The sequence below is a fragment of the Exiguobacterium sp. KJ 601 genome (assembly GCF_027161185.1).
GTDB lineage: Bacteria > Bacillota > Bacilli > Exiguobacteriales > Exiguobacteriaceae > Exiguobacterium > Exiguobacterium profundum.
The window spans coordinates 818538-830327 of the sequence record NZ_JADHZG010000001.1; the positions used below are offsets into that span (position 1 = coordinate 818538).

Consider the following 11790-nt stretch of genomic DNA (forward strand, 5'->3'; position numbering starts at 1 on the left):
GGATTACCGAGAACGGCATGCTTTACATACAACCACTCGGTGGCTGGTGGAGTCAAGTGCTCATGGCACAACGCTTCGACATCATCACGTCGAACGGTAAAATCCCGGGTGTCGTCGCTTCGACACCGCCTCATTTGTTAGGACCAGATGCGATGAGTAAGCCGATGGACATCAAGCAGATGTTTATCGACATCGGAGCAGATTCTAAAGAAGAAGCAGAGTCATGGGGTGTACGTCCAGGGGTCCCTGCTGTTCCATCGAGCGCATTTACCCCACTTCATCACCCGAAAAAGATTATGGCCAAAGCTTGGGACAATCGTTATGGCGTCGGTCTTGCAATCGAATTGTTGGAGGAAACGACAAAAGCGGATCACCCGAACATCTTGTTCTCGGGTGCTACCGTACAAGAAGAAGTCGGATTACGTGGAGCGCAGACAGCATCTGAATTGATTCAGCCAGATGTGGCACTCGTACTCGATGCTTCACCGGCCAATGATGCTTCAGGAAGTAAAACGGAGTTCGGTCAGCTCGGTGAGGGAGCATTGATCCGAATTTTAGATCGCGTCATGGTCATGTCTCCTGAAATGCGTGATTTCTTACTCGATACGGCTTCAGACGAAAACATCAAGACACAATATTTCGTCTCACCAGGCGGTACCGATGCGGGGCGCGTTCACATGAGCGGAGAAGGGGTGCCGACAGCCGTCATTGGCGTCGCATCTCGTTATATCCATACACATGCTTCAATTCTTCATACAGATGACTATGATGCAGCAAAAGCGTTACTCAAAGCGTTAGTCAAGCGACTTGATCGTTCGACACTTGAAACGCTACGTCCATCTTGTTAAGTCAAACATTCCGTTCACTCGAAAGATGAGTGAACGGTTTTTTTGTGGATGTGCTTGCTATTTCATGAAAACGTCTTATACTGATAAAGGTGTTTATACATGTATATTACTTATGACAAGACACTTGTATAAGGGTAAGGAGGATATGTTATGTTCAAGAAAAAAGGAATCTCATTGAGCCCGTCGCTTTATTTTGTGACGGCGCTAAGTTATATGGCACTAGGTTTGTTTAGTACATTAATCATCGGTCTGATCATGAAAACAATCGGAGGTCAGCTCGAAGGGACGACATTCACAGGGATGAGTGCCACATTGATTCAAATCGGGGATGTTGCCATGAGCTTGACCGGACCGGCAATCGGGATTGCCATCGCCTATGCGCTAGAGGCGCCACCGCTCATTTTGTTTTCTGCGCTCGTTGTCGGGGCATTTGGATATGAGTTCGGCCCGGCAGGAAGCTACGTTGCGACAATTCTTTCGGTCGAAGTCTCAAAACTCGTCTCTAAATCGACGAAGCTAGATATTCTAGTGACGCCGTTCACTACGATTGCCGTAGGCTATTTCACAGCAACGTATATCGGCAAGTATGTCGGCCTGTTCATGACGCAACTCGGTGGTTGGATTGAATGGGGGACGGAGCAACAGCCGTTGTTCATGGGAGTGGTCGTCGCGACATTGATGGGACTTGCGTTAACGGCACCGATTTCAAGTGCTGCCATCGCATTGATGCTCGGTTTGAATGGGATTGCCGCTGGTGCAGCGACTGTCGGTTGTGCGGCTCAGATGATCGGGTTTGCCATCACGAGTTATCGTGATAACGGAGTCGGTGGGGCGATTGCTCAAGGGATTGGCACCTCGATGCTTCAAGTCGGGAACATTGTGAAAAACCCTTGGATTCTCCTTCCGCCGACAATGGCCGGTGCTGTATTGGCACCAATCGCGATTCTGTTGTTTGAACTGGAAAGTGTCGCTGCGGGGGCGGGCATGGGAACAAGTGGGCTTGTCGGTCCAATCGTCATGCTCGAAACAATGGGCTTTACTTGGTACACCTTTCTCGTCGTCATTGGTTTCCTCATAATCGGACCAGCTCTATTGAGCTACGCGGTATACGCAGTCTTGCGAAGAACTGGTCGGATTCAACCGAATGATTTAAAAATTGATTACTAAAGAAGAGCAACGTTTCGAGGAACGTTGCTCTTTTTCATCCAATTCCGAACCACATTTTCACGGACTCAACCGTCTCACGAGGGACGCGGAAACTGATTAAGAATAACATGAGCACAATCACGTAAATGGGGATCAAGAAACGCTTTCGAACGATGGGCAAGTGACGTGTCAATTTCTTGAGATATTTTTCGAGCACATAAATGACGGCGAAACCGACAACGAGCCAAATCAAGATCTCTAGTCTCGTTTTATCAGTGTCAATAAACAAGTAGCCGTATCGCAAAATGGCAAGCATTCCAAATACACCGACCATCTGTTCAAGAGGGTGCTTCATTTCAGGGTTTAACGTTTCGCGTGTTAATTTCATTCAGCTTCACCTGTTTCAACTAGTTTCGGCTTTGATTATAACAAACAGCAGAGCAGAATGTGTGACTTGACTTATGCTATTATAAGTGAGGAAAAAACGAACAGGAGTGATAATCATGAAACGACTATCAACAATGGCAGAATATATCGAAGCAAAAGAATCGAAAAGTGTCCTTATGTTTTCGGCGACATGGTGTGGAGATTGCCGATTCCTTGACCCATTCATGCCAGAAATCGAAAAGAAATTTGAAGCATGGACGTTCTATTACGTCGATCGTGACGAGTTCATGGAACTTGCGCAAGAACTTGATATTTTTGGCATCCCAAGCTTTGTTGCGTTTGAAAATGGCAATGAGGTTGATCGCTACGTCGGTCGTGAACGGAAGACGCCGGAACAGGTTGAAGCTTTCTTGAACGGATTAGGGTGAGCCTTTATGGAACGGAATGAGTTAAGACGTTATCTAGAATCGCATTTTAATGAAGAATACCGTACTTCTTACGATCGTGAGAATGAGGTGCTGCGCGTCGAGCGGAAATCTGACCGTTTTGGGGTCAATATTCGCCTTGCGCCGATTGTGGCAAAGGCAAAGACACGCGGTAAGGTTGCCGTCGATGAAGTCATCGAGTATATCGAATCGGCGATGAAGGCGGACGATCACATCTCCCTCACGGGAAATGAAGATGGCATCTATCCGGTCATTCGCTCGAACTCCTTCTCGAAGACGACAAAAAATGGAGAAGCACTTGTTTTTACTCCGCATACGGCCGAGACCGCGATTTTTTATGCGCTGGACCGCGGGAACGGGTATCGATTGATTGAAGAACGCCACCTTTCGGATGAGATGACGCTCGACCGCATCGAAGGAATCGCCCGTGAGAATGTGAAAAAACTACCGACCGAGATGAAGCAAGACGAAGTGGCTGGGAATCCCTTCTACTTCTTATCAACTCGCGATGGCTACGAGGCGTCTCGTGTGTTAAATGATGAGTTTCTCCGGATGATGGAACGACGGATTGAAGGGGATATGCTCGTCGGTGTCCCACATCAGGATGTGATGATCGTTGCGGACATTCGAAATGACCAAGGGTATGATGCGATGCAGCAATTGATGTTTGATTTCTTCACAAATGGTCGGATTCCTATAACTGCACTCGCCTTTCACTATGAGGCGGGGGAACTTGAACCGATTTTTATTGTCGGAAAAAAGACCCCGCCATCGAACACATAATCTGATAAAATAAGTGAGATGAGTTTGAAAGAAGGGACGTAGGAACGTATGCAAATGAATGTGTTTTACAACCGAGAAGGAATCGGTGATGTACTCATGGTGTTGTTGAAAGAAGGAGAAAGACATCATCAATCTGTCGAGCGGAGGGGAGATGTGGCAATCGTCAAGTCAGCAGACGGGGAAGTGAACGGGTACAACCTGTTTCAAGCGAGTCAACATGTTGATGTGACAGGATGGAATGGTCCTGTTGAGTTGACAGTCGAATTAGTGGAACAGTTGCAATCTATCTTGAATGATAACGGGATTGAAGAGGACTTTTCATGGGTTGACGTGACGCCGAAGTTTGTCGTCGGGTATGTTGAAAGCGCAGTAAAACACCCGGACGCTGACAAACTGTCAATCTGTCAAGTTCAAATCGACCAAGGGACTGTTCAGATTGTATGTGGCGCACCGAATGTGGCAACAGGGCAAAAAGTCGTTGTCGCAAAACCGGGTGCGGTGATGCCGACTGGTTTGATTATCCGTCCGTCTGCACTCCGTGGTGAAAGTTCACACGGGATGATTTGTTCTGCCCGTGAATTAAATCTTCCGAACGCCCCGCAAGAAAAAGGGATTTTAGTATTAGATGACGAATATGAAGTAGGTACAGCATTTAAAATCGGTCGCTAAATTCGACCGATTTTTTGTTAAATATGGATTGAGTGAAAAAGCGAGGAATCAAGTATGGATGCATATGAACGTTCACTGAAGCAACAAGCAGAGCGAATCAAACGAGAACTGTCGAAAGAAGGACAAAAAGGTTCCCCTCCGCCAAAGGTAGAGGTAACCGAGGAATTTATTCCGTCAGACGTCCCGTCACCGATTTATGGATATGCTCGTCCGAAACCAAAGATTGTCCTTCCGGTCGAACACTCTCCTGAAACGAGAGAGGCGTATGATTCAACGATGGCATCTACTCATTCTGCGACGGAAGAGCCAATCCAAGAGTCATCTACTGAACCCGTCTCTGAACCTGAATGGAGTGAAGAGTCCAACGAGCTGATTTCCGAGGAAATGGAAATGGAAGAAAAATCGATTCTTGGTGAAGTTTCGATTCTAGATAATGGCTTTTCATCTGTTTTTATGCAATCAACAGATTTATCTCGTTCAAAAAAGGAGACAGTCGTGGAGGCTCAACAAGGTGCCACTCCTCAAACTGACCTAGATATTGATGGATTGGCGGAACAAATTGGTCCGTCGATTGAGCAGATTGCAGAAACATTACAAACACCATCTGAACAGCAAGGAATGCCTTCTGACACAGATTTGACACCAGCGGTTCAAGTCTCATTTAAAGCGGATCAACCGCCTGTAAATGTGATGATGACGCCAAAAGATCGGATGGCGATGTACCGCAGCCGACGACTTGCGCAAAAAAACAATAATCTGTAATAGCACGACTCTGTGAGTTTTGCTATAATGACAAAGGTTTGTCGCATTTTGACGAGCCGCAATGAATTAGGGGGGCTATTTACAGATGAACCGTTATCACTTCGTCGGAATTAAAGGAACGGGCATGAGTCCTTTAGCTCAAATTTTATTTGATATGAACAATGAGGTCCGTGGATCGGACGTTGAAAAAGCATTTTTTACAGAAGAAGCATTGAACCGTAAAGGGATTGAAATTTTGCCATTCGATCCTGATAATATTTCGGAAGACCAAATCGTTGTGCAAGGAAACGCGTTCAGTGATGATCATCCAGAAATTGTGCGTGCACGTGAACTCGGATTAACGATTTATAAGTATTACGAGTTTTTAGGTGAACTCGCGAACCATTACACGAGTGTCGCCATCACTGGGTCACACGGGAAGACGTCAACGACGGGATTGCTTGCACACGTCATGCGTGGAATCGAACCGACATCGTTCTTAATCGGCGATGGCACGGGAGAAGGAGTGGCGGATTCGAAAAACTTCGTCTTCGAAGCTTGTGAGTACAAGCGTCATTTCTTATACTACCGTCCAGACTACGCGATTATGACGAATATCGACTTTGACCATTCGGACTATTTCTCTGGACTTGATGACGTCATTGACGCTTTCCAAGAAATGGCGAAACAAGTGAAGAAAGGAATCATTGCTTGTGGCGATGACGAAAATCTTCAACAGATTCAAGCCAACGTGCCGCTCGTCTATTACGGTTTCGGGACGCACAATGATTTCCGTGCTGAACAGGTCACATCGACAGAAAATGGAACGACATTTGATGTCTTTTTACGTGATGACTTCTACGGAACGTTCCGAATTCCTGGATATGGAGACCACAGCGTGTTGAATGCGCTTGCCGTCATTGCGACATGTGACTACGAGAACTTGCCGAAAGAATTGGTAAAAGAACGTCTTGAAACGTTCAACGGTGTAAAACGCCGATTCAGTGAATCGATGTTAAACAATCAAGTGCTTGTCGATGACTATGCGCATCATCCGCGTGAAATTAGTGCAACGGTAGAAGCAGCTCGGAAAAAGTATGGCAATCGAGAAGTCGTTGCAATCTTCCAACCACATACGTATACACGCTTGAAATCATTCATGGACGACTTTGCGACGGCATTGGCCGAAGCAGACACTGTCTATTTATGTGATATTTTCGGTTCAGCACGTGAGCAAGAAGGGACGGTCACCATCGAAGACCTTCAATCACGAATCGAAGGAGCACATATCTTAAAACGTGGTGGTACAAGCGTGTTACGCAACCATGCCGATGCCGTGCTCTTATTCATGGGTGCCGGTGATATTCAAACGTATCAGCGCGAATATGAAGAAGTTGTAAAACTTGAAGCGTAAGTGTGAAAGGGAGACGAAAGTCTCTCTTTTTTATGTTTAGCCATCCAAAATCTCGGTAATAGTAGTATCGATGAATATGACAAAGGAGATGTTAGGAATGGCTAGTCAAGTTGCACTCAACACCTTAAACAAAGAAGTAGCGAACTATGGATTGCTGTTTGTAAAACTTCATAATTATCACTGGTATATTAGTGGACCGCATTTTTTCACGTATCATGAAAAACTAGAAGAACTCTATAATTTAGTGGCAGAACTCTACGATGATGTGGCAGAACGACTCCTTATGAATGACGGCGAACCATTTGCGACGATGAAAGAGTATCTCGAACATTCAACGTTAAAAGAAGGCGATCGTCATGCCGAGACAGATCAGATGATCAAAGATATCATCAGTGACTTCAAACAAATCCGTCAAGAGATGCAAGATGCGATGGAGAAATTTGAGGACGGCGATGAGGCGATTGAAGATACATTCGTTTCTCATATCGAGCGACTCGAAAAAGAAATTTGGATGATGTCTGCCGCCCTCGGGAAGAAAACAAAATTATAAATATAAAGAATGGTGCACCTGAAAAAGGCGCACCATTCTTTATATTATTTCAAGTTTTCTGGATTGAGCGGAAGCAACGCATCGATGACGAAACGTCCATCTTTTCGGATGAGCAAATCGTCGAACCAGATTTCGCCGCCACCGTAATCCGGGCGCTGGATGTTGACGAGATCCCAGTGGACAGATGAGTTGTTGCCGTTATAAGCCTCATCATACGCTTGACCAGGTGTGAAATGGAAGCTTCCATCAATTTTCTCATCGAAGAGAATATCCTTCATTGGGTGTTGGATGTATGGGTTCACACCGATGGCGAACTCACCGACATAACGCGCACCTTCATCCGTGTTGAACACCTCATTGATCCGTTCTGTATCGTTCGCTGTCGCATCTACAATCTTCCCGTCTTTAAACGTCAACTTTACATTCTCGAACGTGAAGCCTTGATATGGAGATGGCGTATTGTATGTGATGACACCATTGACCGAGTCTTTGACCGGTGCTGTGAACACTTCACCGTCCGGAATGTTCATCTGACCAGAACACTTGATGGCTGGGATGTCTAAAATCGAGAATGAAAGATCGGTACCTGGTCCTTTCAATGTCACGCGATCTGTCTTATTCATTAACTCGACTAGCGCATCCATCGCACGGTCCATTTTTCCGTAATCGAGTGTACAGACATTGAAATAGAAGTCTTCGAACGCTTCTGTCGATTTTCCAGCGAGTTGCGCCATCGATGGGGATGGATAGCGGAGAACGACCCATTTCGTTCCTTTAACACGGTCTTCGGTATGCATTTTCCCAAGTGTGGCACCGACAAGTTTTTGCTGTTCGCTTGGAACGTCTGACAACTCGTTAATGTTATCACCAGCACGTAAGCCGATGTAAGCATCCATTGCTTGCATCTGTTTACGTTCGATGTCGGCCATCAGTTCGAGTTGTTCACGGCTTGCACCTGTATACAACTTACGTAAGATACGGCTCTCTTTTAAGAGAACGAAAGGATGTCCCCCTGCTTCGTATGCCTTTTCGACGAGTGCTTCAACGAGCGACTCTTCGACGCCGAAGTTCTCAATTAATACCTTTTCCCCCGGTTGTAGCTTGACGGAATAATTGATTAAACCGTCAGCTAATTGTGTAATTCTTGGATCTCTCACACGATCACCCCTAATTTTTTTTATGAATTTCTATTTTAGTGTAATCGAAAACACAAAAACGGGTAAAGGAATAATCAGACCGAATGGCGAAAACGGTTGTAGCAAATCTTTTCAGTCATAATGGTGCTATAATGAAACAAGAAACGATTGAATAGGAGGAATGGATTGAATGGAGATCACATTAGGAGGCATCGCTGGGCTAATTGCGGCGCTCGCGTTTGTCGTACTCGTCATCTTCTTGGCGCGTGTCTTGTCGAATGTAAATCGTACACTCGGAAGCGTCGCCAATACGACCGAAAATTTAGAACGCCAGCTCGATGGAATCACGATGGAAGTGACGGAGCTCTTACATAAGACGAACCGTCTCGTAGACAACGTCGAAGAAAAAACAGAATTGCTCGCACCTGTCGCTCATGCGCTTGATGAGCTAGGGACATCATTGAACGAGGTAACCGAGTCTGTTCGTACCGTCTCGACTTCTGTCCATTCGGCAGCGGACGAAAACAAAGAACAGATTGCGCAAGCCGTCCGATGGGGATCGGTTGCGGTCGAATTGTTCAAGAAGAACAAACCTGAATCTTCTACTACAAAAGAACGTCCACGTCGTCGCACACGACGCGAGAAGAAAGCAGAAACACCTGTATCACCTGATTTGATTCAAACGGATGATACGATCAAATAAGTTAATCTCGGGGAGGAACTCACACATGACAGACCAAAAGCAATCAACAGAACAGAATCAATCAAGTAGCGGATTTTTGACGGGTGTCATTCTCGGAGGGATTGTTGGAGCGGCAGTCGCGTTATTGACGTCTCCGAAAAACGGACGTGAAGTCCGGACGTACCTTGATGAGAAGACGTCAACATCGCGAGAGCGCCTGACTGTCAAATCGAAAGAGATGCGTGAGAAAGCAGAACCGGTCCTCGGGGAATGGATTAAAGTGGCGAGCGATAAGGCGGCACCTGTCCTCAATATCGTAAAAGATAAGGCACGCGAAGCTGCAGAATTGAAGCAACAAATCGATGAAGATGAGCTTTCGATTGAAGAGGCGATGGAAAAAGCAGATCAACTCGTTGCGGAAGCAGAATCGGAAGTGAAGGAACAGATGGACCGCGCGGCTGAAGAAGAAAAGCCATCGAACGCATCGGATTCAGAGTCTGACGATTCGCTCGAAGCACCTGTCAATGAGTTGCTCGACGAGGAATCGAAAGAAGAACTAGAAGATTTAAAGAAAGACTTAAAAAAAAATGAGTAATTCGTAAGGACCGAATGGATTCGGTCCTTTTTTGGTGATTTTGTGACGTAGAAGGTTTCCTTATGACAAAGCGCACAAAGTTCGATATAATTAGGAATCTGGAAAGAACGGCTTAGGAATGAGAGGGAAACTATGAGTCCACAAGATCAATTGAATCGATTACGTCGAGAAATGGATGAATTGAACCATGAAATGCTCGACTTGCTTAGTCGGCGCGGTACACTTGCCGTCGAAATTGGAAAAATTAAACGTCTTCAAGGTGTCGAACGTTATGATCCGGTCCGAGAGCGAGAGATGCTTGATTTTATTGCCGCATCAAACCAAGGGCCGTTTGAAACGTCACGTCTTCAACATATCTTTAAAGAAGTCTTTAAAGCGTCTGCTGAATTACAAGGAGAAGATCGAGATAAAACGCTTCTCGTTTCGCGTAAACGTCAACCGGAAGACACGTTGGTCCATATGAAAGATGTGACGATCGGAAACGGCCGTCCACAATTGATTGCAGGACCATGTGCCGTAGAGTCTTTCGAACAAGTGAATGCGGTCGCAGAAAAGCTTGCATTGTCTGGTGTTAAAATCATGCGAGGCGGTGCTTATAAACCACGTACGTCACCTTACGATTTTCAAGGCTTAGGTTTTGAGGGATTGAAACTGTTAAAGACGGCAGCTGACCGACATGACTTACGAGTCATCACAGAAATCATGACTCCTGGCGCAGTGGAATCGGCGTTACCGTATGTTGACATCATTCAAGTCGGAGCTCGCAACATGCAGAACTTCGATTTGTTAAAAGAAGTTGGGAAGACAGACAAACCGGTCTTGTTGAAGCGCGGATTATCCGCTACAATCGAAGAGTTCATTTATGCGGCAGAGTACATTATGGCGAGCGGGAACAGCCAAGTCATCTTGTGCGAGCGGGGAATTCGAACGTATGAACGTGCGACACGCAATACGTTGGACATTACCGCTGTGCCGATTTTGAAGCAAGAGACGCATCTGCCTGTTATGGTAGACGTCACGCATTCGACCGGTCGTCGTGATTTATTGTTGCCAGCTGCAAAAGCGGCCCTTGCAATCGGAGCTGACGGTGTGATGGTAGAAGTGCACCCGAATCCGGCGATCGCCCTCTCGGACGCGCAACAACAATTGGACTTCGATCAATTCGATCAATTTGTGGAAGGACTCACGGTCCAGTTTCCCCAACTTGATTTGGTGAAAAAGTAAGCTTTCCAAATGGAAACGTTTTATATCGCATGAAGACAGGGTAAATGGATGACAGATACCTGTCTTCCTTTTTTAAGACGTTTTATGAAAACTTTTTGAAAATCAGGACTTGTAGGAGGAGTAGTTTATGAATAGTAACAACGTAACAATCTATGATGTGGCACGAGAAGCCGGGGTGTCGATGGCGACCGTCTCTCGTGTCGTCAACGGAAACCCGAACGTCAAACCGACAACACGCAAGAAGGTACAGGATGCGATTGACCGTCTTGGTTATCGTCCGAACGCCGTCGCACGTGGACTAGCAAGCAAGAAAACGACAACGGTCGGTGTCATCGTACCGGATATCTCGAATATCTTCTTTGCCGACTTGGCGCGAGGTATCGAAGATGTGGCGACGATGTATAAATACAACATCATCCTTGGTAACTCAGATTCGAGTCGTGACAAGGAAGTCCATTTACTCAATACGCTATTAGGTAAACAAGTGGACGGTATCATCTTCATGGGTGGACGTTTGCATGAAGATCTCGTGGAAGAGTTCAAAAAATCACCAGTTCCAATCGTTCTCGCAGCGACATTGAACCAAGGATATGATCTCCCGGCTGTCAATATCGATTATGAGCAAGCGGCGTATGACGCGACTCAGATGTTGATCAACCACGGACATGACCGTGTTGGATTCATCACTGGACCACTCGAGCAACAAATCAATGGCGAGAAGAAATTTGCCGGTTATCGCCGTGCTCTTGAAGATGCAGGTCTTCCTTTCCATGAGAACGATATGATTCTCGGAAATTATACGTATGCGTCTGGTCTCGAGGCGATGCAAAAAATGTTGCAACGTGACGATTGTCCGAAAGCCATCTTCGCAGGGACGGATGAAATGGCACTTGGGGTCATCCATGCGATTCAAGATGCAGGTTACTCTGTTCCAAACGATTTCGAAGTCGTCGGTCACGATAACACGCGCCTCGCGACGATGATTCGTCCGAAGTTGACGACGGTCGTTCAACCGATGTACGATATCGGAGCCGTCGCGATGCGTCTCTTGACTAAGATTTTGAACGCGGAAGAAATCGAAGAGAAAAACGTCGTGCTTCCTCACCGAATCGAACGCCGTGACTCGCTTCGTCAGGACTAAAAGAAAAGCTGCCCGTTCATCCATTTTT

Annotated in this window: 14 protein-coding genes; 12 read left to right on the forward strand and 2 right to left on the reverse strand. The window is 46.1% G+C overall.

Annotation, left to right across the window (positions count from 1 at the left end):
- Both IRJ25_RS04175 and IRJ25_RS04180 read left to right on the forward strand, forming a co-directional pair.
- The coding region (locus IRJ25_RS04175) for a M42 family metallopeptidase (protein ID WP_269317826.1) at positions 1-848 on the forward strand (848 nt) is incomplete at its 5' end.
- Positions 849-998: 150 nt separating this feature from the next.
- Positions 999-2015, forward strand: coding sequence for a PTS transporter subunit IIC (locus IRJ25_RS04180; RefSeq protein ID WP_159562555.1), 1017 nt, complete (start codon positions 999-1001; stop codon positions 2013-2015).
- A 34-nt stretch (positions 2016-2049) separates the two neighbouring features.
- Here the strand turns inward: IRJ25_RS04180 and IRJ25_RS04185 are convergent, their stop codons facing one another.
- Positions 2050-2382 carry a hypothetical protein gene (locus IRJ25_RS04185; RefSeq protein WP_214683951.1) on the reverse strand — a complete coding sequence of 111 codons (333 nt, stop codon included), beginning with the start codon at positions 2380-2382 and terminating at the stop codon, positions 2050-2052.
- A 115-nt stretch (positions 2383-2497) separates the two neighbouring features.
- Here IRJ25_RS04185 and IRJ25_RS04190 point away from each other — a divergent pair, with 115 nt between their 5' ends.
- The 6 genes from IRJ25_RS04190 (at position 2498) to IRJ25_RS04215 (ending at position 6984) form a co-directional block, all read left to right on the forward strand.
- On the forward strand, positions 2498-2809 hold the full coding sequence (locus IRJ25_RS04190) for a thioredoxin family protein (protein WP_264092662.1): 312 nt from the start codon (positions 2498-2500) through the stop codon (positions 2807-2809).
- A 6-nt stretch (positions 2810-2815) separates the two neighbouring features.
- On the forward strand, positions 2816-3610 hold the full coding sequence (locus tag IRJ25_RS04195; protein ID WP_264092661.1) for a DUF1444 domain-containing protein: 795 nt from the start codon (positions 2816-2818) through the stop codon (positions 3608-3610).
- 54 nt (positions 3611-3664) lie between these two features.
- A complete protein-coding gene (gene ytpR / locus IRJ25_RS04200; RefSeq protein ID WP_269317827.1) occupies positions 3665-4279 on the forward strand; it encodes a YtpR family tRNA-binding protein in 615 nt (204 codons plus the stop codon).
- Between the two features lie 54 nt (positions 4280-4333).
- On the forward strand, positions 4334-5041 hold the full coding sequence (locus IRJ25_RS04205; protein WP_269317828.1) for a hypothetical protein: 708 nt from the start codon (positions 4334-4336) through the stop codon (positions 5039-5041).
- An 85-nt stretch (positions 5042-5126) separates the two neighbouring features.
- Positions 5127-6434, forward strand: a complete 1308-nt coding sequence (gene murC / locus IRJ25_RS04210) for a UDP-N-acetylmuramate--L-alanine ligase (protein ID WP_269317830.1) — start codon at positions 5127-5129, stop codon at positions 6432-6434.
- A 97-nt stretch (positions 6435-6531) separates the two neighbouring features.
- Positions 6532-6984, forward strand: a complete 453-nt coding sequence (locus IRJ25_RS04215) for a Dps family protein (protein WP_012726754.1) — start codon at positions 6532-6534, stop codon at positions 6982-6984.
- Positions 6985-7028: 44 nt separating this feature from the next.
- Here the strand turns inward: IRJ25_RS04215 and IRJ25_RS04220 are convergent, their stop codons facing one another.
- The gene (locus IRJ25_RS04220; protein ID WP_159562548.1) at positions 7029-8141 is read right to left on the reverse strand and encodes an aminopeptidase; all 1113 of its coding nucleotides are present in this window, start codon (positions 8139-8141) and stop codon (positions 7029-7031) included.
- 169 nt (positions 8142-8310) lie between these two features.
- Here IRJ25_RS04220 and IRJ25_RS04225 point away from each other — a divergent pair, with 169 nt between their 5' ends.
- From IRJ25_RS04225 to ccpA, 4 genes are all read left to right on the forward strand, one after another.
- Positions 8311-8823 carry a DUF948 domain-containing protein gene (locus IRJ25_RS04225; protein ID WP_269317831.1) on the forward strand — a complete coding sequence of 171 codons (513 nt, stop codon included), beginning with the start codon at positions 8311-8313 and terminating at the stop codon, positions 8821-8823.
- A gap of 25 nt (positions 8824-8848) precedes the next feature.
- Positions 8849-9397, forward strand: a complete 549-nt coding sequence (locus IRJ25_RS04230; RefSeq protein WP_214816225.1) for a YtxH domain-containing protein — start codon at positions 8849-8851, stop codon at positions 9395-9397.
- A gap of 132 nt (positions 9398-9529) precedes the next feature.
- Positions 9530-10621: a bifunctional 3-deoxy-7-phosphoheptulonate synthase/chorismate mutase gene (locus IRJ25_RS04235; protein WP_074036479.1), complete on the forward strand. Its 1092-nt coding sequence runs from the start codon at positions 9530-9532 to the stop codon at positions 10619-10621.
- A gap of 127 nt (positions 10622-10748) precedes the next feature.
- Entirely contained in the window at positions 10749-11762 is a 1014-nt protein-coding gene (gene ccpA, locus IRJ25_RS04240; protein WP_074036481.1) for a catabolite control protein A, read from the forward strand.
- Positions 11763-11790: the final 28 nt, after the last annotated feature.